Genomic DNA, 22,898 nt, shown 5'->3' on the forward strand with positions numbered 1-22,898 from the left:
ACCCTGTGATTTGAGCTATATTGCCATAAACATAAACCCCAAAGGGTGTGATATGGCCAGCAACAATAATGATAAAGAATCCCTTGAACCCAGCAACTCCATTCTGGGCGTGGCAGCCCGGGACATCAAGCGACTCCAGGCTATATTTCTTATCATAGCCCGCCATGGTTTCGGCGAGCTCTTTCTCCGCTCATCGATCGGAAAAATCTTTTTCAGTCAGGTGAAGGTTGAGGGTCAAAGTGAACGCTGGCGTGATCAGCCTGCTGCGACTCGATTTCGGCGCCTGCTGGAGGATCTGGGGCCGACCTACATAAAATTTGGCCAGATCATGTCCATGCGTCCTGACATCATGCCGGCGAGCTATATCACCGCGCTCGAGGGTCTCCAGGATCAGACTCCCCCGGTTCCCTTTGAGGCCATCCAGGTTGTGGTGGAACGCAGTCTCGGCAAACCCCTGTCCGAACTCTTTGCAGAATTCAGTCGCGAGCCTTTGGCCACCGCCTCCATTGCTCAAACGCATCGGGCCGTCACCCGGAATGGTGAGAGCGTCATCGTCAAGGTGCAGCGTCCCATGATCGAGCAGACCATGCGCGGGGACCTTGATCTTCTCTTCATGTTGACCAAGGCCCTCGAGGTCAGCATTGAGGAAATGCGGCTGCTCGCGCCCTCCGAGATTGTGGCTGAATTTGAAATCGCGCTTCTGCGTGAGCTCGACTTTACGGAGGAGCTGGCCAATCTTGAAACCGCACGCGAGCTTTTGGATCCGGAGCGTAAGGTTGTGGTGCCCAAACCCTATCCCGAGCTTTCGAGCCACCAGGTCTTGACCATGGAATTTTTCGCCGGTCGTTCCCTGCGCCGCATCGTGCCGCAGTCGCCTGAAGCCAAACACGCCGTTACCGAAATTCTGCATGCCGCCTGCAAGCAGGTTCTGATCGATGGCTTCTTTCATGGCGATCCGCATGCCGGCAATATCCTGATCAATGATGAGGGCATGATCTGCATGATTGATCTGGGTCTGGTGGGACAGCTTCGGGATGATCAGCGTGCGGATATCGTGACTCTGATTATTGCCGCCATTTCACGCGATGCCGGCACCATCGCCCGGGTTTTCCTGCGGATGGGAACCCCTATGAAGCGGATCAACCTGAGCGAATTCAAGGCCGAAATCACGCGCATTCTGGATCGTTATCTGAATGTCAACCGCGTGCAGGATTTTAGATCCCAGGAACTTGCGGATGAATTTGTCAGCGCCGCGCAGCGCTTTCAAATCAAGCTGGCGCCGGAATATTCCGTCCTGACCAAGGCAAGTTTGACCATTGAAGGTCTCATTCGCAATCTTTATCCAGACATCAATGCTCTGGACATCGCGCAGCCTTATATTCAGCGTCTCATGGCGGAACGCCTTTCACCTGGCACGCTTTTGAAGGATTCGCTGGCATCTGTGACCGGGCTGTCGAGCATGCTGAAGCAGCTTCCCACCCAGCTGGATCAGATTCTGCACGATGCCGAATCGGGCAATCTACAGGTGCGGGCGCTGAACCCACAGCTTGAGAATCTGCCCCAGGTCCTGCACCATTTGGGCAGCCGCATGGCGCTCGCGGCGTTTGCGGTGTCGATGACCATGGTCGCTGTGATCCTTATTGCGGTCAGATCCCCCGAACGCCAGCTGGATCTGCTCATCGGGGCCAGTCTGGTGGCGGCGCTGTTTGCCTGGTTTATTCTCTTTGGCTGGCACTTCGTGCGAATTGGTCAACCCTATCGGGCGCGTTCACTGCTGCAGTTCTTCCGCCGTTAAGGTTTCTCTCCATGGCGAGGATCTTGCTGTCAAGGGTCTGCTTCGACCTTAGGTGCCCGTCCTGTCTCGGGTGCCTATGCCCAGACACCCTTCAGGTGTCGAAATTCTTGACAGTGGAGGTTCTTTTGATGAAATCCGCGATGTTGCTGAGCCTGATCCTGAGTCTTTCTGTGGCCTGTTCTTCCACCTCGGATGAAACGGAAGCGGAAAATCTGAAAACTGATGCGGACGTTCCCGCTTCCGTTGCCGCCAAACCTGAGGCGGACGTCAAGGAAAAGGCTGCTGAAGAGACCAAAGCGGTTGAGGCCAAGGCCGAATCCGCTAAAGCTGAGGATTTGGCTGCAGCCCCAGCCGCAGCCCCGGCCCCAGCCGCAGCACCTGCGCCTGCGGCCAGTGCTGAAAAGATTGTCTATCCCACGACTTCGCTTTTGAACGTGCGTCAGGGTCCTGGAAAAAGCCATGCCGTCGCACGCCTGGCAAAGTTTGGTGAAGGCATCTCGTTAACGGGTGAAGAGAAAAACACCTGGCTGAAAACCACGGATGGCCTTTGGGTATCGAGTCTCTTTGTAGCTGCTGTGAAGCCTGCTCAGGCTGATGATCCTGTTGCGGAAACTCCTGCTCCTGCAGCCGTGGAAGCTCCTCAGGCCGTGGAAAAAGCGCCCGTGGAAGCTCCTGCTTCTCCAGCTGCTGAAGCCACTGCTCCGGCTGCTGAAGCCACTGCACCAGCTGCTGCTGCTCCGGCTGCTGCTCCGGCTGCAGAAGAAGCGAAGGCCGCTCCGGCTGCTGCCGCTGCTCCCTGATTGGATCTGTTCTTAAGCGCAGTCCACGGGGCTGCGCTCCCCTCTCCAACCCTCTCTGACGCGATAAATCAAACAAAAATTTGTGTTCGATCGAAGGTCCGCCCTGGTGAGGCTGCTTAGTGAATTTTCATTAAGGAACTCCTATGATCATGCCGCCTGTCATGCATCATGAAAGAGACTCCCTTATGAACATTATTAACCTTCTGAAAAGCACAGCGATCGCTGCGACAGCGGCCGCTTCGTTTCATACCGCGGCCCAGGCCAGTAGCATTTCGCCCGCCACACTGCTTGAAAAACCTCTGATCACAGGGGCCAGCGTCAGTGCTGACTGGAGCACATCCAGTCCGGGTAAGACCCTCGCGCTCCGTTATACGGACAAGTCCAAAATCAGAACCATAGCCTTTGGCGGCCGACCCGGTCGTGATGTGATCAAGGAGATCAGTCCGAAGCATCTTGAGGATCGCAGCATAATCATGGCGGTTGACTTCCTTTTCTGGGATTCCACTCTTTCCGAGGTCGGGCCCAGCCTTAAAGCCTTGGACAGCATCATGTCCCAGGCCTCGCGCCTTGGGCTACCGATCGTCCTCGGCGAGATTCCGGAACTGCTGCCCGGACGCCAGGTTCAACGGACAAAACTGAATCAGGAGATCAAGAGGAAATGCGCTTCCTATAAGGATTGCTTTCTGATGCCCTTCGATCAGTTGCATCGGCAGGTGCTGAAGGACGGCTATCTTGAGATCAAAGGCAAGCGCTATACGATGAAGGACCTGGTTCCCGACGGTCTGCATCTGAGTGTGCCGACGAGTGAGTATCTCGCGGATATGATGCTTGCCATCCTGAGCCGCCAGTCCAAGTAAGAGAGAGGATCATGCAATCCAGGCATCGACATTTCTCGAAGAAACTCTTTTTGATCAATTCCAACTGGACCTCGACGAGCAACCTTGCGGGATGGAAGCACTACCGCATCACCGCAAGGCGTCGCTCGGAATCCGGAAAATTGGAACTTGAGATGATGGCGGTTTGCGATAGGAGTGTGCGGGTCTGGGTGAGCCGCGCGTCCCTTCGTGATCCGGACCATTGGAAACCGGGCTGGCTGGACTGATCGAATAGTGGTTTAGCTGACCAGCCGCTGGGCATTGGACTCTGCGGGAAGGCTGGTGAAGAGTTCCAATTCTTCACTGATGCCGCGCAGGCGAAAGTGGCCCGTCGACGTATAGAGATTCGGAGCGAGATGCCTGGCAATCGCTTCGCTGAAATAGATGGTATTGGGTTGGGCGGCTGTTTCAATCCGGGCAGCGATGTTGACATGAAGCCCGATGGCTGTATAGTCGCTGCGCTTCTGGCTGCCGAAGGAACCGACGATCGCCTGGCCCTGATGCACACCGATCCGTATCGCAAACTCCGCGCCTTCCTCTTCCCTCCAACGTTCATTCAATTGTTGCATACGTTTTAAAATGCGCTCGGCGCAGGCGAAGGCCTTTTGAGCCTGGGCTGAACCTTCCGCATGGATCGGAGCTCCAAACAGGACCATGATCGCGTCGCCGATGAACTTGTCGATCGTGTGTTTCGAAGATCTCGTCGGTCATTTCCTTGAAGAACTGGTTCAGAACGCGGGCAATCTTATCGGCCCCCAGACGTTCTGAGGACGAAGTGAAGTCCACCAGATCGCAGAAGAGGATGGTGACCGTGGCTTCCTGTGCGGCATCGTCCAGAGGGGAATTGCCCGACAGGGCGCCTTCGATGATTTGAGGTGGGAGAAAGCGCTGCAGGACATTTTCCTGAATGTAGTGCTGCATGCTTTTGATTTTATCGTGCTGAATTTTGAGCCAGACCATGGAGATGGCAAGAGCCAGCAGGAGTGCACCCAGAAAGACGGTGGCAACGGTCTTGTAATACGATATTTTGCGCTCGCGGTCGTTTTCCTGCTGCAGAAGGGCTGCCTTCTCCTCCTCGACGGCGAGCCCAAGATCCACCTTCAGCTTGGAATATTCCTTTTCTGCATCACTCTTGAGTTTGGCAATCCGGGATTCGGAGACCTCTTTGCGGAGTTCATATGCCAGCTGGTACCGCTCGAGTTCCAGGAAAATTTCTTCCTTTTTTATCTTGATGGATTCCAGCGTGGCTGCCTCCCCCTTGGGTAGAATAGATTCCGCTTTCTGCAGAGTAGCGAGTGCTTCTTCAAATTTTGACTGATCCTTCTTTATAGCACTAAGGATGATAAGGCTCTCTGCCCACCAAGCACTGTCCTTATCCTTGATGACATTGATGGCTTTTTCCATCAGGCGCTCAGCAAGCGCATAATTCTTCAGTTGCCGTTCAATGTCAGCAATTCCGGAGAGCGCTGGAACATAAGAAAGCTCATCCTGCAAACTGAGTGCGATATCCGCAGCGGATTCAAAGTGGGCACGTGCGTTGGTTAGGTCTGCGGATGTGCCTCGGGATGAGTAGTATACGGCCAAGTTATAGTGCATTACCACTTGATAGTTACGCAGACCTTCCTGTGTAAAGAATTGCAGAGCGCTTTCATAAATTTTGATGCCAACATCATGGGATCCGGCCGCTTCCAGCCCCATGGCGATTTCCACCTTCAGGCGCTCCTTTTCAATCCGTGCGAGCTTATTGTCGTTCTCCAGGATAACTTGAGCTTCTTGAAGTAGAGCCAGCGCCTTTCTGAGGTCATTGTTATAGAGGTGAATATCAGAGAGGAGAACCAGAGTTCGGATCTGAAGGCTGCTTCTCCCATGCTGTGCCGCCATCATGACAGCCTCTTCCAGCAGGTGACGCCCTTCGTCATACTGACCCGTTTTAGTTCGGATGCGTGCTTTGCATGAAGTGAGTAGAATTGCCTCGTCCCACGCCTCGGCGCGAAAAGCTTGATGTAGCCCTTCCTCGATGATTTTTTCGTCCCGGAAATCCTTGCCAATTTGGGCCCGAACAAGGCAATCCATGGCAAGAGTCCGGAGGTAAATATCAGGCGTCTGCACCGGATCCAGAGCGTTCCACGACTGTTCGATCATGCGGTGAACCGCGTGTGGATCATCCGCGATTTTGAGGTTCCATTGTTCGAACGTGAGATTCAAAGGATTCGCCAAAAGAGAGCCGGAGATCAGGATGGCCAGCAATGCCGTCAGCCAAACTCTTCGTATCGGGATGAAGAGTATTGGGTGGGGGCTGAAGCGCAGCGAGACCAAGTCGAACATTCTTGTATCCAAAAATAGCGAAAAGGATAGCTATTTATCGGATGATTTGACTCTGGCTTAACTGGAAATGTCGAAACACCAAGAGCCGACTTGATCGTTTACGAAATATATTTCGTCGAGCAATTTTGCAACCTCGACTGATCTTGCCAAATCATTCCATAAATTCAATGATTTATCCAAGTAATTATTTTGGCTTTTGATTATGTGCGTGCGACACTCGATCCTTATGCGGACCCTATCGTGACCGAAAAGTTCATCTATGAAAGAATTTAGGGCGAGAATTTGTCGTGTGCAGGCTGCTTGCTTTGGCCGGAGAACGGGCCCCCGGAAGGGACCCGCGGAAACGTATCAACACTACTCGCGTACGAGTCTTTGGAAGGGCAGCTTGCCTCCACTGACTGACTTCACTTGCTTCACTGGGATTGGCTTTTTCATCGACTTTCTCCTTAACAGATGAAGACACCCCGATGGTGCCCATTTTGGTCATTTCAGAATCCGCTGAAGGTGGCACTAGCGTATTTCGCGTACCAGTCGGCCTCCGCTAACAGATTTCACTTGCTTCACAGGGATTGGCTTTTTCATGGAAATTCTCCTATTCAGATGAAGACACCCCCGATGGGGCCATTTTGATCATTGAATTTCATCCCTTATCGGCCATGCCCTCCACCTTCCCAAGTTAAGATTTATTTCATAATCAATGCCCGATGTTATGTCCTGATTTTGCAAGTTACTCAAGCGACGCAGGGTCCTGGTATAAAAAGCGAAATGAAGCACGGTCACCTCTTTCCGGGATGGACCCTGCTTCCTTTCTCTCTCGAGAACACTGCAGTGCTTGTTTTTTCGGGCATTAACCGAAACCAGAAAAAGGCCGAAACGCTCCACGGAAGAGGGGAGTAAGGTTTGCAGGTTTACCAAATCATAGTGATCCTGATATTCAGCGTGATCTTTGGCGCAGATATCGCCTTTTCTTCCGTCTGGGAGTATTGGGAAAAAATCCTGCATAACCATCCAGAAATCCGCTCGATCCGGCTGGAAGAAGATGGGGTTGAGGAATCATTTGGCGTAGACCAGAGTGCTCTTTTCCCCCGGATTTCAACCCACATCAACTACTTTGATCAGACCAGTGAATATTCTGAGCTGTCTGCTACCGATCGCGGGATTCTCTCAAGCATACGCGTGGAGCAGGTCCTATTTGATCTTGGATTATGGCATCGACTGCAGGCGGTCAGGATGACGAGAGAGTGGGACTATCGTCGCCTGCAGGGCAGGCGTGATGCCCTGCGATTGGCTGTTTTGCTCACCTACTGGCGGGCTGTACTTCTCGCTGATCAGCAGATCCACTATCGCAAAGTTTTCCATCCGCTGACAGATCGCCTGAAGCAGCAGGGCCAGATGGCACTGGATAGCGAACTCCGTACTCGGGACCATGCTCTTCAATGGGACCTAAGCATCAGCCAGATCGAACTTCAAGCCCAGCAGGTTGAGGTGAATCTTGCGGAGCTGGTCAATCAGCTGAAAACCTGGGCGGCACTCGATGATTTGAGGCTGTGTCTGAGAAAGCCTGAATTTATTCCCAGTAAAGGCTGGATCGACAGCCTGCAGGCAGAGCCGCACCGAGATGATTTCGATGTGGCGTTGGCAGTTCTCAAGGAAAAGCGTCTCCAAAGTGCATTGAACGAGGCCCAAGCTGAATACTGGCCTCGTATATCGGCCTTTGCAGAGTGGCAGTCTTTCAAAGGTACATCACAAACCTACGCCATCGACTCGCAGGGATCCACCAGTTTGGTCGAGCCAAGGGCGGGTGAACTCAGGACCGTAGGTTTATCTTTGAACTGGACCATATTTGAAGGATGGAGGAGCAGTTACGCGACGCACCTGGCCTCCACCCGGCTTGCGATAGCCGAGATGGAGTTGATGAAGGTTCGCCAGAATCAAAAGCTGGTGGAGAAAGACATTGGACAAAAACTTGCCCTGTTTCTAAAGCGTTTTGAACACGCGCGCCGACTCAAAGAATATGCCCGAAAAAATCTCTCTGCCGTCATGGAAGAGCATAGAAATGGCCTGAAATCCTTCGATGCGTCCCTGGCGCCAATGTCTCAGTTCCACGAGGCCCATCAGATATACTACCGATCCCTTCACGACTTTTTTTCACTCCTCTGGACACATTGGAACGCCATAGGGCGTCTTGATGATAAGGCAATTCAGACGCTTTTTGATTTTTGCGGCCAACACGACCTGACCGAACAAAAGAACGCAATCCCCTGAACATGACTGAGGCTTCCCTCCGTTTTATCCATATTATGCAACCGGTCCCTATCAAAAAATGCTTGTAAATGCCGATATTCCTATAAGACAAGGGAGCCTTTGCTTATGGAATCCAATCCCGATCTCAGCCCTCCAGGCGAAGTTCCAGAGGAAGGTTCGGATGAAGAGTACGATCTCTTTCGCAAAGAAGTGCTGGCCGAACAAGGCAATAAACTCATTGGCGATGTCGTTATTCTCTGGCGTCCCCGGTTTCAGACCATCGTCGCTTTTTACGGCCTGGTGGCGATTGCTGGCATCCTTGTACTGCTATTTGGCAGTTACCAACGCAAGGAACGAGCGACAGGTATTCTTTTGCCCAAGCAGGGCCTGACCACGGTATCGTCTGAAGTGTCCGGCTCGATTGTGGAACTTATGGTCAAGGAAGGTGATTGGGTTGAAGAGGGTCAGCCCTTGCTCACCATTTCCCGCGAGTCCTTTCTCCGAAATAACAAGGGTCGACTCAGGGAGCAGGAGACTGAGCTGCAAGGCCGCATCGCTCAACTTGAGGCCCAGCGAAACCAACTGAAGAAGAAGTCTCAGCTCGAGACGGAAGAGCTCTTCAACCAGATTCACGACCATGATCAAAGCCGTACTCAGGTCGAGCAAATCCTGTTGAGCAAACAGCGGCAGAAAGCTGAGGCCGACAAGACTTTTGAGGCTGCCCGGCGGCTTTATCAGCAAAAGGTAATCAGCCGAAGTGAATACGAAAGCCATCTGGCCACTGTCACCGGCATAGATGAAGCCATTGCTGAGGAAACGCGCAGAAAATTCAGCTTTATCCATGCATCCAGAGAAAAAAAGCTGCAGCTCGAGAAACTCAAAGAGTCATTTGCATCGCAGCTATCCAAACTGGACGAAGAAGATACTGAGATCCGGATTCGATTGATTGACATTAACAGCGAAGAGAGCATGGTTGTGAAGGCCTTCAGTCCTGGATACGTGAGTGGCCTCATCGTTCACTCGGGCCAGACGGTCCAATCGGGACAGGTACTCTTTACTCTGGTTCCTGGAAATGCTGACCTCGAAGTCCACTTGTTCGTCTCCTCCCAGGCAGCGCCTTTCATTAGGAACGGTCAGGATGTATGGCTGCAAATGGAGGCGTTTCCTCCTGCAAAATACGGCACCTTTCGAGCCAAAGTGCAGACCGTTAGCCGCGTACCGATTCATCCAAAGGACTTGAGTAACATGACTCTTGAAGAACCTCGATTTCTTGTGAAAGCGGAGCTTATCGGCAAAGCCGAAACCATACTGAAAAAAGTGGATCAAAGCGCGGCATTTCTCCTGGAGGCCGATATTCTCCTCGGCAGGCGTCGCCTTATCGACTGGATAATGGATCCGTTCTACAGAGCGCGGGGCTGGCATGGAATGGACTGACGTTGACAAGATCTTCAAGCGCCGGTCTCTTCAGCCAATGCTGCAGACGGAAGTCACCGAGTGCGGCCTTGTCTGCATCGCCATGATTGCAAACTACCACGGCCACGATATTGACCTGAGCGCCCTGCGGCTTCGCTTCCCCGTCTCATCGCGAGGTCTCCACCTTGGACATCTTATAGACATCGCAGCAGACTTGAAACTCGACTCCCGTCCTGTTCGGGTTGAACTGGACGATATGAATTCTCTGGAACTTCCCTGCATCCTGCATTGGGACATGAACCACTTCGTCGTATGCGAGAAGGTGACGACCAAATCTGTCACCATCCTGGATCCTATTGTCGGCAGGAGACGCTTGGCGTGGAAGGAGGTCTCCAAATCCTTCACAGGAGTAGCTCTCGAGCTTAGCCCACATGCAGATTTCAAACCTGTTGTTTACACCCAGAAAATCCGCCTGTCGCAGTTTTGGTCAAATCTGGTCGGTATAGAGAAAAGCGTCGGTCTCCTCCTGGCCGTATGCTGCGCGCTCCTGGCGCTTACTCTTTTAAGCCCTTATCTCTCCATGTTCGTGATCGATGAAGTCGTGACGAGCCACGATCTGTCGTTGCTCAATCTCCTGTGCATTTCTTTTGGATTTGTAGCCGTATTCTATGCGGTCGCTAATCTTCTGCGTGATTACATCGTACTTTATATTGGCTCCCAGTTTGCCGTGCAGATGAGCCGTAATCTCGTGCGGCACCTGATTTATCTACCCTTGACTTACTTTGAAAAAAGGCACGTCGGCGATATCATGTCACGTCTTGGTTCGTTGGATTTTGTCAAACGCATCCTGACCGAAGAGATTGTCTCCGTCCTGATTGATGGGGTCATCATGAGTCTGGCCTTTATCCTGATGCTAGCATATTCGCCACGACTTTCTCTTTTGGTGCTGGCGACGCTGGCCATTTATGCTGTGTTGCGAACGATTGCCTATCGGGCCTATCGCCAGGCGTCCGAAGAGGTCCTCCTGGCCCAAGGCATGGAAAATAGCAATCTCCTGGAGACCATTCGTGGCATTCAAGCCATCAAGCTCTATGGCGGCGAGAGGAGCCGCATCACAGTTTGGATGCAGCTCTACATGAAAGTCATGAACGCCAGTGTCCGCGCCAGCAAGGCGAAGATATGGGGCACTGCTGCCAATCGTCTTTTGTTCGGTTTGGAGAACCTCCTGGTTATCTATCTCGGCGCCAGAAGCGTACTCGATCGAGACCTGACGATCGGCGTATTCGTGGCCTTCCTTTCCTACAAGACCCAGTTCACCGAGAGAATGGCGTCGCTTATTGAGAAATTCCTTGATTTCAGGCTTCTCAGCCTGCATTTGGAGCGCATGGGCGACATTGTTCTGCAGAATCAGGAGCTCATGCAGCCCAATCCCACGCGGATCAGCCTGGAGGGGAGCCTTTCCGCGAGGTTCCTCTCGTACCGTTACAGCCCACAGGAACCGTACCTTTTTGAAAACCTCAGTGTTGACATTCGCAGCGGCGAATCCGTTGCCATTACAGGACCATCGGGATCAGGCAAGACCACTCTTGTGAAGATTCTTTTGGGTCTGTTGGATCCTGAAAAGGGTGAGGTCCTGGTGGACGGCCATGATATCCGCAAGGTCACGGTGGAATATCGCAGTCAGGTCGCAACCGTTATGCAGGACGATCGTCTGCTGACAGGTTCGGTCGCAGAAAATATCGCGTTCTTTGACCCGGAACCCAGTATGGAAAGAATTCAACAGTGTGGGATGATCGCCTGCATTCATGACGAAATCATGGCGATGACCATGGGCTATTATAGTCTGGTTTCCGACATGGGCTCAGATCTCTCCGGCGGCCAAAAGCAACGCATACTCCTGGCACGCGCCCTCTATCGACAGCCTCGCATCCTCTTCCTGGACGAGGCGACCAGCAACCTCGATGTTGACCTGGAACGGGCCATTAATAACGCGATCAAAGAACTCAAGATTACCCGTATAATCATTGCCCATCGCCCTGAAACGATTGCATCAGCTGAACGCGTCCTAAGGTTGTCCGACAATAAGCTTCTGGAAGAAAGGGCAGGTCAGCTTTGGCTCGAAGTTCGGTGACTCATCATGAGTTGATCCGACTTTGGACAGCCAAACTTTGCGATGATTTATGGGGCGGAGGATTTCGCGACATGTTCCCGATGAAATGAGTTTTCTAGGTGGCATTTTGCTACGCTGGCGGCATCGAAGATTACGCTTATTAATTTCAAAATGTTTATGCCAAGATCACTCACTATGTACCGCAGAGATAAGAACTCTTACCGACAGGCAAACTAAGCTTACAAGATTGACGAAGCGGCAGGGCTAAGGTAAAAATCAGGAGCCTACTTAATCCTCCGCTTTACTTTGAGCAGGTCCAAATATGTCAGAAGTTACACGTTTGAGTCGACGTTTTTTTACCCTATGGAAAGAGCGGGGCTTGGCTTCAACGCTGTTTCAGCTTGCTGACAAAGTTTCCGTGTATGTGACCTACCCTTATAAGTTTCTGACGTATAGCCGTGAGTCATTCCACTATGACGGCGAGACCTATCACTATGCCGCTTTCCCTTATACAGCTACCTGGCGCAATGAACGCTGTGTGGAAGTGCCTATCCTTCTGAAGTTTCTGGAACGTCATCGAGGAAAAAACATTCTCGAACTCGGAAACGTCTCGCGATACTTCGGCACTTTTTCGCATGATGTCGTGGACAAATACGAAAAGCATCGTGACGCGATCAATACGGATATCGTCGACTATGTGCCCAGGAAGCAGTATGACGCCATTGCTTCGATTTCCACTTTGGAGCACATAGGTTTTGACGAGGAAATCAAAGACCCCAATAAGCCCATCCAGGCCCTTGAAGCTTTGAGGAAAATGGTCAGGACTCCCGACAATGTGCTGATAGGTTTTCCTATCGGCTACAATAAACATCTGGATCGCGCCCTTGTGGAAAACAGGCTTCCTTTCCAACGCATCATTTTCATGCGGCGCGTGGATCAGGCCAACCACTGGGTGGAAACCACTCAGGACGAGGCTATGGCCAATCCCTATGGAGCCAAATTCCTAGGCGCGAACGCTCTCGCTTTCGGCCTTGGCCTGAAATAAAACAAATCTCCAGCCTCGACCTCCGCTGTCCGTGAATCAGAACAACGCCCGCCCAATGTTCGGAAACTATACAACAAGCTGAGCGAAAGCTGGGCCAGGCCTCCCAACATGGGAGGCCACAGACCTCAAAAGCTTATTTCAACACCAAGGCCAGGGATTCTGCTGCAAGTTCCGCAGAAAGCGTCGAGGCAGCGGCTGCCGGCCATGGCGTGATACTCTTGTGTGTCCCAAGCGAGGCAGCGGCAAGAATCGCCTCCGCTGACCGGCCCTGCTTTTGTCCTGGAAGAGCTCCATGACAGATCTGGCAATTGGCAGTGTATATTTTCTGGCCTTCCACTAAAGAAGCTGAACCGGTCGCAGCAGGATTGGAACCTACGCCCGTGCTCGGAACACAGACCTTCTTATCTTTCTTTGGTTTATCCTTTTTCAGAGCCAAACCATTTTCCACTTCGACCTCAATGTCATCTTCTTCATCCTCACCTTCGTTGTCGTCCTCTTTACATTGGTCAGCAGGGACAGCCACGGCATCACCGCTGCCGGACGTAACCCCGGTGTTTTCTGCTGCAATGGGAGCCAATGCAGCTGCTGTGCCCCCGGATTTTTTACTCTGACCGCAGGCGCCCAGAAAAAGCACCAGAGTCAACGAAATCAACACAGAAAAAACTTGGGATACGAGTCCTGCCATGGCTTTTTTCCTTTCAGTCAATGTGCAGAAAACGTATCGGAATACCGTGAGAAAACCTGAAATTGGTAAATATAGACCAGCAATATTATATCGTTATGCGCATCTAAAAGGTGCAGGATCTGCGTTCAAGAATGGGTCCGTGGGCCGTGAACCTCGGGACCATGCATACACAGAATTTAAGGCTGGGGCGTCCCATCTGACATTTCAATATTCTCGATTTTGCTTAGATCAAAGCGCTTTCCATGTAGTTTGCATACAGAACCGGGTCATCAAGAGGTTGGCACAAGGCCTGAGAACGATGTTAGGATAGACCCGGATCTTTTTATGACGGCAACCGTAAGGGAGACCTCGACGATGATGCGCTCATCAAACCCAGCCCTCAGCACCGACACCTTTCGCGGCACGCTGGCTCAATCACCCGCGGATCAGATGACGATTCAGGGAACGGTGAACAAGACGTTGGTCCTGCTCCTCATTCTGCTGGTGCCAGCCTATTATGTCTGGAACCTGTTCTTTACCATGCGCGATCCCGGCGCCATCAATCTGTATATGATGGTGGGAGTCTTCGGCGGCCTTGTGGTGGCTCTCGTCACGGTCTTCAAGAAGACTTGGGCACCCGTGACGGCTCCGCTCTATGCGGCGCTCGAGGGACTGGCGCTGGGCGGTATCTCGTCCTTTTTCGAAGCGCGCTTCCCCGGCATCGTTATCCAGGCGGTCGGCTTGACGTTTACAACGCTCCTGGCGTTGCTGATGGCGTACAAGTCAGGGCTCATCAAAGTCACGGAGAACTTCAAGCTCGGCGTCGCCGCGGCCACGGGCGGGATCTTCCTCTTCTACATGCTGCAGATGGTCCTCGGTTTTTTCAACGTCCGCATCCCCTACGTCCATGAAGGGGGCATCATCGGCATCGGCTTTAGCCTCTTCGTGATCGTAATCGCCTCGCTCAATCTGGTCATGGATTTCGACTTCATTGAAGAGGGAGCCAGGCGCAGGGCGCCCAGGTACATGGAATGGTATGCGGCCTTCGGCCTCATGGTGACTTTGATTTGGCTCTATTTGGAGTTCCTGCGCTTGCTTTCCAAGTTACAAGGGAGTCGGCGTTAGGTCATCCTTCGTCGTCTCCGGGGAAGGCCAGGGACACGATGTATGCCCCTGTTTTCCCGAAGCACCCGCCACGCAGGACAAACAATCCAAAGGGTCTGACTATGATGTTACACAACAGGCATCAAGTGAGGCTCTTATGCAATAATCTGGAAAAATTCGGTATTTTACGATCATCAGCTTAATCGCATGGAACTTCCAGGGCGATCCACCCTTTAATCATAGAGTTGTCCGGGTGAGGGGTTCCCCGAAACTCCCCATTCAAGCACTGAAGCAATATGCAGATGCGGGAGAATGCGATCCGCCTTGGTATCCACTATATTGGCCGGCGACGCCAATGAAGTCCGAGGTACCAGAGGCAGAACATCAGAATAAAAAGGACACAAGGCGCGGCGATGATCACAATCATGGACCAGCCGTATCGGAACAGGATCCATCCTGCAGAAAGCGACGCCAAAGCCTGGAGGAAGAACACCGAAAAATCATTCAAGGCCTGCACCTTGAATCGCTCGTGGGGAGCATAGCACTGGGACAGAAGGGTCGTGCCTCCCAGAAAGAGAGCATTCCATCCTAATCCAAGCAGGACCAGAGCCCACCAGTAATGGAGGAGCTGGTGTCCGCTCCAGGCCATCACGAGGGTCGCGACATAAATGAGGGACCCGCCGACCAGTATCGGTGCGATGCCGAACTTTTTAATCAAGGACCCGGACACGAGTGAGGGGGCGAACATGGCTATAATGTGGCTTTGTATCACCTGCTTGGTGTGATTGAGGCCAATCCCGTCGATATCATGCATACTCAAGGGCGTCGCGGTCATCAAAAAACTCATGACCCCATTGCCGACGACAGCTGCAAGCATGGCCAGGAGGAAAAGAGGTTGTCGGGCAATCTCGGACAATCCCCTGCTCGGGCTGGCTATGATCTCCTGCTTGAAGACCGGATTCTTAAAATTCAGCATGATGATAAACGATGTGGCGCTGAAGAGCGCCAGGAGCAGGAAGGAACCGGCAAAACCTGCGGCTGAGGGAATCCAGTCCTTGCCGCGGACCGCGATTTCAGGGCCGATAAAGGCCGCTACAATACCGCTCAGCATAAGAAACGAAAGCACCTGGGGCGTTTGCCTGGGGTCATCGAGGCTTTCAATGGCTGCGAAGCGGTACTGCTGAACAAAAGCCTGGCTCAGGCCGAAACACAGTGAGCTGAAAAGAAGCAGGGCGAAAATTCCAAGCAGTGAAGCTGTCATGGCCAGCAGGGATCCCAGCAGGGCAGCACTGATACCCACAAGGTGACCCGTGCGCCGGCCCCACTTTTTCATAAGATAAATCGAGGGCACCACACCCCCAGCCATGCCGATGACTATAAAAGCTATGGGAAGAGTCGCGAGTTCCGGCCTTGGCGCGATATTCCGAGCGAGGAAGCTGCCAGCCAGGACCATAACAGAGGTTACCGACATCGTCAGTGGTGCTGCGACGACCAGGACCCATACGTTCTTCGGAAACTTTGCCAACGTTTCACTCCCGGCCTGCATCCAATAGGAATCGTCCTACCGATCATCATGGACCAGCTCCGAAAGGAAAGCACCCGGTTTTCATCAAACGAGGACGGCAAGTGTCTCATTATTCTTTTTCGCTTCTACGGATGAATCTCCTTGACCCGTCCTACCTCGCCATTTTCCAACCTGACTTTGATTCCATGCGGATGATAAGACGAGTTCGTGAGGATGTCTTTGACGATTCCTTCGGTTAAATGACCTGATTTTTGATCCTTCTTAAGAACGATGGAAACTTTCAGACCGACTTTGATGGATTGGCGTTGAGTTCCGTCCATAGTTGACCTCAATCCACATACGAAAAGCAGTGTATCTGATGACGAGCCGTCATCGCAAAGCACTGCGCGAGAGCCGCTCGCCAGACTTGCTGATTATTGCCAAATAGCTGCGGCGAAAGCCACTTGCTATTGTCCATAACGGCATTCGGGGCAAATTTTGGATCCCGAAAGATAATGTTCACGATATCCTCGCTCAAATCCTCCTCCTGATAGAGAAGGCCATCGTAAAGCCATTGGGCTTCCTTGTAAGACTTGATCTTATCCAGATGACGTTTGATCTGCTGTTCAGGGTGCTCGCCGAACACGATCAGGTATTTTTCAGTCTTGATTTGGCATTCCTCTCATTCAGCAAGTGGTGACGGAATAATGTACTTTTGTGATGAGAGCGCGCTTAAGGCAAGTTGAATTCTTCGAAAGGAGTCTGCTGTGTGAGAATTGCAGAAAAATGGCGGACCTTTGAACGGCGTCTTGCTCTACTGGAAAAAGCAGTTACTGGAAAATAAAGCGCTTCAGTCTATCAAACGCCTATAAAAGTCCAGGTGACCGCAACGCTGGCACCACTCTAGCTTGGATTCTGGATTTTTCGGCTCTGACGAAGGAGATGGCGGCCCCACCTGGAATCGAACCCAAAATCGTGACGAAAAAATAGGCAAACGGCGGGGTTGAAAATCAACCTGTTTGATTTTGATTTCGAGTAAGTTTTAGAAGGCGCGCACAGAACGCACTGAAATCATTGCAGGTGTGCTCAACTCTTTTCGGAATCTCAAAAGAAATCGCTTGGATTTGTTGATCCCTTGGGTTCAAGCGGCATCGTCATTTTAGCGTTCTACCTCTCTATTCTGACTTGTTCGTGTGACAAAAATATTATTAATTACAATTACTTATAGGAAACCACAAATTTCTTGTGGTTTCTCTTAAACCACTGTTAAATATACCGATATTAGTCTATGAACGTTAACATGTCAGGAATGCAGTTGTGACAGCCAAAGATAAAATACTGGAGCGATCTATAGAAAGCGGCGGTTTTATAACCGCCGCTGAAATAGCTCAACTCGGCATTGCCTATGGCAGCATCCGGCACCTCGTCGAAACAGGCACCCTCAAAAAGGTGGCAACTGGCCTGTATAGGATGACCCTCGTTCCATCAGGAGAGCACGAGGACTATCATATGATGTCATCATTTTTCAAAAAGCCAAATGGTGGCTATTATGGAATAATCGGCGCCATCTCTGCGCTTGACATCATGGGCATCACCGAACTCATGCCTTCGTCACTTCAGTTCGTCGTTGAGGCCAACTACAAAACTGAAAAGAAGCCTCCACTGACGTTTGAAACATATAAACTCGATAGCCAGATTACAGAAGGCCAGATCCATTTTCACAACGGTCTTCCCCTGCAAAGAGCGGCTGATGCAATTGCGATCTCTCTAAAATATCATCTAGGCCAAATGACTCTCCTCAAAAACACCTTTGAAAAAGCTCTTGATATAGGACTCATTAAAGCCTCTGAGGAAGTCAAAATTCGCAAACTCTTTACAAGTCTGGAGAACAGTGATTGAGAGACTATAAAGATGCAAAGGCCGCCCGAAGCGCTATCGAAGATCGTATCAGGCAAAAAGCCGAAAAAGATGGTTCTGACATTAGCACAATACGCCGAAAATTTGCATTTGACGCTTTGCTGGAACGTATTTCTGGCGATGGCACATTTATCTTGAAAGGCGGTTATGCCATGGAACTCAAAAATCCAGCGCATACGCTTAAAGCAAGACCGACACGAGACATGGACTTCGTATATCGACTCAAAACAGCCACTGATAATGTCGAATTTTCGATAAGAATGACTCTCGAAGATCTTTCCAATATTAAACCAGACACTTGGCCAAGCAAATACTTTGACTTTGAATTCGGACGGGCTTCGCTCGAATTGGACATCGGTGGTTATCGATATCCTGTCACTGCAAAGATGGATGGAAGAAAATTCGAAGCATTCCTGATAGATGTTACGCATGAAGACTTTCTAGATAAATCCAGGATAGAGAAAGTCAAAACAAAAACTCTTAATGAAATAGCAGACGTCGATTCTGAAGCCACGACCATAACGTCGCCTCAAAAATTCGCCGAGAAAGTCCATGCTCTTACAAAACCGCGCGAAAAAGGAAACAGCAGAGTCAAGGATCTCATCGATCTTGTGATCATAATAAATCAGCATGACGTCGATGAGCAGGAGTGCCGGCAAGCTCTCCAGGACATATTCAAACATCGAGCCACGCACGAAATTCCTTCAACAATCAGCATGCCGCCATTTTCTTGGCATGGTGAATATGAGACCATGGCAAAAAATTGCAGCCTTCGCGAAACAACATTAGAAATGGGAATGAAAACTCTCTCAGATTTTTACTCTCGGGTTTTAAGGGTTTCTTCAGATTGATGGAGAGCTGCAATATCATTTGAAAAGCATTTGCTGAGTTGAAGGACATGAAAGCAGGTGACGACTCCGCTATATTCAGCGCTCGAAGGATTGGCTGGGTATTGTTTTCCGAAAGCACTTGCCAAGGCTTACCATCAGCCCTATTAGGGTTCTAAGAAGTTCAAAAACTATCGACTCAGGGTTTTGAACATGTGCCGGTAAAGGGCTCCAGAGATGGACCCACTACGATTTGCAATGGCATTCGGTTATGAATATAACCTCCTATTAAAGTTGATAAAATGATGGGATAGACTCCTTCAAGTGACTCTATTATCACAAGTTGGAGAATTCTAATCATGGACGATGATCAATTCGCAAGGCTCTGGAATAGTATTTCCGCTATCGTCCGAAAGATTGCATCCCGGTATGACAAAGAGTGGATAGTAAGAAAACGCAAGGTTGATTCTTTTCTTCTCATTCTAATTCTTCTTCGCATATCATTTTCTAGGCAAGGCTATAGCTCGAGCATTTCTTCACTTTGGCCTGCAGTGCAGTTCGCTATTCCCAGACTCCGCTCTTCAAAGCCAATATCAGCTTCATCCTTTTCTGAAGCGCGATCCAAATTAAACCCCAAAGTCTTTCGAGATATCCATTGTGAAATTATTGAAGCATACATGCAGGGCCGCGGCGAAAGCAATAAGTGGCTTGGACACCGCATATTTGCGATTGATGCCAGTAAAATCAATCTCCCAGTAGAACTCAAAGAGAATGGGTACATGCCGTCGAATAAGTCGTGCCATTATCCACAAGGATTATTAAGTTGCTTGTTTGATCTCGCATCAAAGATCCCATACGATTTCCAGCTTGAGCCACTCATGAGTGAGCGCATATGTGTTCCTCTGCATCTCGATTATCTAAAGGCAGGAGACGTGGTCGTCTATGACCGAGGTTATTTCAGTTACGACTTGGCAAAAGAGCACATAGCGCGAGGCATTCATGCTGTTTTTAGAATAAAAAGTAAAGGGAACATGGGTCGACTCCAGAAGCTTATTGAGCGTCGCACGATGGACAATGAAATTGACATAAAGCCGGATAGCTCACGATACACGAGACGTGTAAAGGCCAGACTGAGATTAAGGCAGTTGGATCGCATTCGTCTCCGTCTTGTAAAATACAGAATCAAAGGAAATCTATATTATTTGGTGACAACTTTGCTGGACAAGGACGCCTATTCGCCAGATCGGCTGATGGATCTGTACGCAAAACGATGGGACATAGAGGATCTTTTCAAAACTTTGAAGCGGGTTACGGAAATAGAGACTTTCCATGGACGATGTGAGTCGTCAGTAAAACAAGAGATATTCGCGCAAATGCTTTTGATAACTTTGGGTAGAATATTTTCGAATGAAATTGAATCAAACTTGCCTTTAGCCGAAAAAAGCTTCCGAAAAAAGCGCTATATTAAAAAAAAGAACGAACCACGTGCGAACCGTTTCGCGTCAATTTCAAGAATTGCTTGATAAGCATCCGTGACCAATTGCCAATTCTTTTCGCCGCAGGAAAGAAGCGCCTAATTGAATGTTTTTCAGCCTTGTTCATTCGAGTCGGTCGATATAGGCAGCGTTTTAGACCCAACAGAAGTTACGAAAGAAAGTCCAGGAGGCCAATTGGAAAGTGGGTCAAGATCCGAATGACATAGATTCAGGCACGAAGTCTAAACCGAACGCCATTGCTACGATTTGGGAGAGCCCCTCTTAGTCTGCGAAGCAGGCACAACATAAAGCCTTGGGACCGCGAAGCGGGCCCGCATCTATCATTAAATTTGATTTTGTCTTTGATTTCAAAAGATGGCGGCCCCACCTGGAATCGAACCAAGAACTGTCCCTTAGGAAGGGACCGTTATATCCATTTAACTATAGGGCCATTCAGACGCGGAAAGGGGTCTCGCGGAGACCCCTTCAATTTTCTAGTAACAGCTTAAGACAGGATCAGCAAGGGATCTTCCAGGTACGAGGCCAGGGTTTGCAGGAAGGTCGCGCCCACAGCCCCATCCACGACGCGGTGATCGCAGGACATGGTCATGGTCATCCGTGGCTGAACCTCCACCGCACCCGCTTCATTGACCCAAGGGGTGGGGACGGTCGCCCCAACGGCCAGGATTGCGGCCTGGGGGGGATTGATGATGGCCGTGAAGTGTTCGATACCCATCATTCCCAGGTTTGAAATGGAGAAGGTCCCATTCTGATATTCATCAGGCTTCAGGGAACCGGACTTGGCCCGCCCGATCAGGTCCTTCGTTATTTGCGCAATATCCCGAGCCCCCAGCTGGTTGGCATTCCGGACCACAGGAGTGATCAGACCATCAGGAATCGCCACGGCCACAGCCACGTGCGCGGCTCCGTAACGACGAATAAAATCACCCTGCCACGAGGAATTCACTTCGGGATGCTTCATCAGCGCCCGCGATACGGCCAGGATCAGAAGATCCGTGACGCTCACTTTGGGCTGCTTTTGAGCTTCGGCCTCGGCATTCAAACGCTGACGCCAGGCATTCAGGCGACTCATGTTGACAGAACGGGTCAAATAGAAATGCGGCGCCTCGTTTTTACCCGCAAGCAAACGCTTGGCAATCGTCTTGCGCATCATGTTCACAGGAATATCCTGATCGCCAATCTGGGGCAAAGGAATCGGCTGAACCGGAGTTGTGATTTCCTTCGCCGGCGTGGCCAACTTAAGCGCGGCGCCGCCACCGGCCAGAGCCTGCTCCACATCGCGAATCACAACGCGACCGTTCGGCCCTGTGCCTTGAAGCTGATGCAGATCAATACGCTTTTCTTCCGCCACTTTTTTGGCAAGCGGCGATGCCCGAAAACGCTCGCCGGCAGGCGGGGCTGGCGCCTTCGCGGGTGCAGGGGCCGGACCTCTCGCAGGAGCCGGAGCCGCAGCAGCTGCCGTCTTCGGAGCTTCAGCTTTGGCTGGTTCCTTTTGCGCCTTGCCACCCAATTTTCCGAGGTCAAAGCTTTCGCCCTTCTCACCGATCACACAGATGGGCTCATTCAAGGCAGTAGCCTTGCCCGCTGGCACCAATATTTTGAGCAGCGTGCCTTCGACCGGGGAATTGTACTCCATCGTCGCCTTGTCGGTTTCAATCTCGACAAACGCTTCGCCTTCCTTGACGAAATCACCTTCTTTTTTCAACCAGGCAGCGATTCCACCTTCTTCCATGGTGTCGCTGAGCTTGGGCATTTCTATGACTTCTGCCATAACACTTCCTGCTGCGTTTTAAAGGTAAAGAGCTTCTTTCACCGCTGCCACAATGCGTTCCACAGAGGGCAACACTCGCTCCTCCTGGGCCTCGTTGTAAGGCATGGGAACAAATTCATTGGTCACGCGACCGATCGGTGCATCCAAATCATCGAAGCATTCCAATTGAATGCGATCGGCAATCTGCGAACCCACCGAACCAAAACTCCAGGCTTCCTCAACGATCACCACACGGTGGGTTTTCCGGGCGGAGGCAAAGATCAAATCCTCGTCCAAAGGCTGCAGCGTGCGCGGATCCAGAATCTCGACCGAAATGCCGTCCTTGGCCAGGATTTCCGCAGCTTCCGTCACCTTATGCAGAACCTTATTCCAGGCGATGACGGTCACGTCCGTGCCCTCGCGCTTGATGTCGCCGACACCCAGGGGAATAACATATTCCTCATCCGGCACTTCGCCTTTCAGGCCGTACATCATCTCGCTTTCCAGGAACAACACGGGGTTGTTATCCCGAATCGCGGACTTCAGAAGACCCTTGCCATCATAAGGCGTGGAACAGGTCACCACTTTCAAACCAGGAATGTTGGTGAGCATCGGCTCATAAGCCTGGCTATGCTGCGCCGCGAGCATGTGCGCTGCCCCATTGGGACCGCGGAAGACGATCGGCACATTGAATTGTCCACCGGACATATAAAGCATTTTTGCAGCGTGGTTGACGATCTGGTCCAGGGCCTGAATCCCAAAGTTCCAGGTCATGAATTCGATAATGGGCCGCGTGCCCGTCATCGCCGCGCCCACACCTAAACCGGCAAAGCCGAGTTCGGAAATCGGCGCATCCCAGACACGACGTGGTCCAAAGCGATCCAAAAGACCTTTGGAAACCTTATAAGCACCATTATAAAGACCAACTTCCTCGCCCATCAGAAACACGTTCGGATCGCGTTCCATCTCTTCGGCCATCGCCTGACCCAGGGCTTCACGAACTGATATAATCGCCATTTGTATTTTCTC

Annotated in this window: 20 protein-coding genes and 1 tRNA gene; 12 read left to right on the forward strand and 9 right to left on the reverse strand. The window is 51.1% G+C overall.

Annotated elements, in window-relative coordinates; all coding sequences use genetic code 11:
* Positions 1 to 52 precede the first annotated feature (52 nt).
* The 4 genes from OLTU_RS28870 to OLTU_RS28885 all read left to right on the forward strand — a co-directional run bounded on the left by OLTU_RS28870 (position 53) and on the right by OLTU_RS28885 (position 3,697).
* Complete coding sequence (locus OLTU_RS28870; protein WP_176737058.1) at positions 53 to 1,795, forward strand: ABC1 kinase family protein; 1,743 nt, start codon at positions 53 to 55, stop codon at positions 1,793 to 1,795.
* Between the two features lie 128 nt (positions 1,796 to 1,923).
* On the forward strand, positions 1,924 to 2,595 hold the full coding sequence (locus tag OLTU_RS28875) for an SH3 domain-containing protein (RefSeq protein WP_141736198.1): 672 nt from the start codon (positions 1,924 to 1,926) through the stop codon (positions 2,593 to 2,595).
* Positions 2,596 to 2,780: 185 nt separating this feature from the next.
* Positions 2,781 to 3,452, forward strand: coding sequence for a hypothetical protein (locus OLTU_RS28880; protein WP_141736199.1), 672 nt, complete (start codon positions 2,781 to 2,783; stop codon positions 3,450 to 3,452).
* 11 nt (positions 3,453 to 3,463) lie between these two features.
* Complete coding sequence (locus tag OLTU_RS28885) at positions 3,464 to 3,697, forward strand: TIGR02450 family Trp-rich protein (protein WP_141736200.1); 234 nt, start codon at positions 3,464 to 3,466, stop codon at positions 3,695 to 3,697.
* 12 nt (positions 3,698 to 3,709) lie between these two features.
* Here OLTU_RS28885 and OLTU_RS28890 read toward each other — a convergent pair whose 3' ends face one another.
* A complete protein-coding gene (locus tag OLTU_RS28890) occupies positions 3,710 to 4,126 on the reverse strand; it encodes an adenylate/guanylate cyclase domain-containing protein (RefSeq protein ID WP_141736201.1) in 417 nt (138 codons plus the stop codon).
* Positions 4,023 to 5,795, reverse strand: a complete 1,773-nt coding sequence (locus OLTU_RS28895) for a tetratricopeptide repeat protein (RefSeq protein ID WP_141736202.1) — start codon at positions 5,793 to 5,795, stop codon at positions 4,023 to 4,025. Before OLTU_RS28895 ends, OLTU_RS28890 begins: the two co-directional genes overlap by 104 nt.
* 900 nt (positions 5,796 to 6,695) lie before the next feature.
* Here OLTU_RS28895 and OLTU_RS28900 point away from each other — a divergent pair.
* From OLTU_RS28900 to OLTU_RS28915, 4 genes are all read left to right on the forward strand, one after another.
* Complete coding sequence (locus OLTU_RS28900; RefSeq protein ID WP_141736203.1) at positions 6,696 to 8,060, forward strand: TolC family protein; 1,365 nt, start codon at positions 6,696 to 6,698, stop codon at positions 8,058 to 8,060.
* Between the two features lie 105 nt (positions 8,061 to 8,165).
* Positions 8,166 to 9,473, forward strand: coding sequence for an HlyD family secretion protein (locus tag OLTU_RS28905; RefSeq protein WP_141736204.1), 1,308 nt, complete (start codon positions 8,166 to 8,168; stop codon positions 9,471 to 9,473).
* Complete coding sequence (locus OLTU_RS28910) at positions 9,460 to 11,583, forward strand: peptidase domain-containing ABC transporter (RefSeq protein ID WP_141736205.1); 2,124 nt, start codon at positions 9,460 to 9,462, stop codon at positions 11,581 to 11,583. Before OLTU_RS28905 ends, OLTU_RS28910 begins: the two co-directional genes overlap by 14 nt.
* A 358-nt stretch (positions 11,584 to 11,941) precedes the next feature.
* Positions 11,942 to 12,607: a class I SAM-dependent methyltransferase gene (locus OLTU_RS28915; protein WP_141736206.1), complete on the forward strand. Its 666-nt coding sequence runs from the start codon at positions 11,942 to 11,944 to the stop codon at positions 12,605 to 12,607.
* A 133-nt stretch (positions 12,608 to 12,740) separates the two neighbouring features.
* On the opposite strand, the gene OLTU_RS28920 is transcribed toward OLTU_RS28915, so the two are convergent.
* Positions 12,741 to 13,292, reverse strand: coding sequence for a hypothetical protein (locus OLTU_RS28920; protein ID WP_141736207.1), 552 nt, complete (start codon positions 13,290 to 13,292; stop codon positions 12,741 to 12,743).
* A gap of 357 nt (positions 13,293 to 13,649) precedes the next feature.
* Here OLTU_RS28920 and OLTU_RS28925 point away from each other — a divergent pair, with 357 nt between their 5' ends.
* Positions 13,650 to 14,396, forward strand: coding sequence for a Bax inhibitor-1/YccA family protein (locus OLTU_RS28925; RefSeq protein WP_141736894.1), 747 nt, complete (start codon positions 13,650 to 13,652; stop codon positions 14,394 to 14,396).
* Positions 14,397 to 14,709: 313 nt separating this feature from the next.
* Here the strand turns inward: OLTU_RS28925 and OLTU_RS28930 are convergent, their stop codons facing one another.
* The 3 genes from OLTU_RS28930 to OLTU_RS28940 all read right to left on the reverse strand — a co-directional run bounded on the left by OLTU_RS28930 (position 14,710) and on the right by OLTU_RS28940 (position 16,525).
* Entirely contained in the window at positions 14,710 to 15,900 is a 1,191-nt protein-coding gene (locus OLTU_RS28930) for an MFS transporter (protein ID WP_176737059.1), read from the reverse strand.
* A 125-nt stretch (positions 15,901 to 16,025) separates the two neighbouring features.
* Positions 16,026 to 16,220 (reverse strand): YwbE family protein, encoded by a 195-nt coding sequence (locus OLTU_RS28935; RefSeq protein WP_141736209.1) that lies wholly within the window; start codon positions 16,218 to 16,220, stop codon positions 16,026 to 16,028.
* Positions 16,221 to 16,228: 8 nt separating this feature from the next.
* Positions 16,229 to 16,525, reverse strand: a complete 297-nt coding sequence (locus OLTU_RS28940; RefSeq protein WP_141736210.1) for a hypothetical protein — start codon at positions 16,523 to 16,525, stop codon at positions 16,229 to 16,231.
* 671 nt (positions 16,526 to 17,196) lie between these two features.
* On the opposite strand from OLTU_RS28940, the gene OLTU_RS28945 reads away from it, so the two are divergent.
* From OLTU_RS28945 to OLTU_RS28955, 3 genes are all read left to right on the forward strand, one after another.
* A complete protein-coding gene (locus OLTU_RS28945) occupies positions 17,197 to 17,778 on the forward strand; it encodes a type IV toxin-antitoxin system AbiEi family antitoxin domain-containing protein (protein ID WP_141736211.1) in 582 nt (193 codons plus the stop codon).
* Positions 17,775 to 18,647, forward strand: coding sequence for a nucleotidyl transferase AbiEii/AbiGii toxin family protein (locus OLTU_RS28950; protein WP_141736212.1), 873 nt, complete (start codon positions 17,775 to 17,777; stop codon positions 18,645 to 18,647). Before OLTU_RS28945 ends, OLTU_RS28950 begins: the two co-directional genes overlap by 4 nt.
* Positions 18,648 to 18,982: 335 nt before the next feature.
* A complete protein-coding gene (locus tag OLTU_RS28955) occupies positions 18,983 to 20,146 on the forward strand; it encodes an IS4 family transposase (protein WP_141730814.1) in 1,164 nt (387 codons plus the stop codon).
* A gap of 328 nt (positions 20,147 to 20,474) precedes the next feature.
* Here OLTU_RS28955 and OLTU_RS28960 read toward each other — a convergent pair.
* The 3 genes from OLTU_RS28960 to OLTU_RS28970 all read right to left on the reverse strand — a co-directional run bounded on the left by OLTU_RS28960 (position 20,475) and on the right by OLTU_RS28970 (position 22,886).
* A tRNA-Arg gene (locus OLTU_RS28960) sits at positions 20,475 to 20,549 on the reverse strand.
* 54 nt (positions 20,550 to 20,603) lie between these two features.
* Positions 20,604 to 21,890, reverse strand: coding sequence for a dihydrolipoamide acetyltransferase family protein (locus OLTU_RS28965; RefSeq protein ID WP_141736213.1), 1,287 nt, complete (start codon positions 21,888 to 21,890; stop codon positions 20,604 to 20,606).
* Positions 21,891 to 21,908: 18 nt separating this feature from the next.
* Complete coding sequence (locus tag OLTU_RS28970; protein ID WP_141736214.1) at positions 21,909 to 22,886, reverse strand: pyruvate dehydrogenase complex E1 component subunit beta; 978 nt, start codon at positions 22,884 to 22,886, stop codon at positions 21,909 to 21,911.
* Positions 22,887 to 22,898 lie beyond the last annotated feature (12 nt).

Origin of the sequence: Oligoflexus tunisiensis, from assembly GCF_001748245.1 — a bacterium.
In the GTDB taxonomy this organism is placed as follows: domain Bacteria; phylum Bdellovibrionota_B; class Oligoflexia; order Oligoflexales; family Oligoflexaceae; genus Oligoflexus; species Oligoflexus tunisiensis.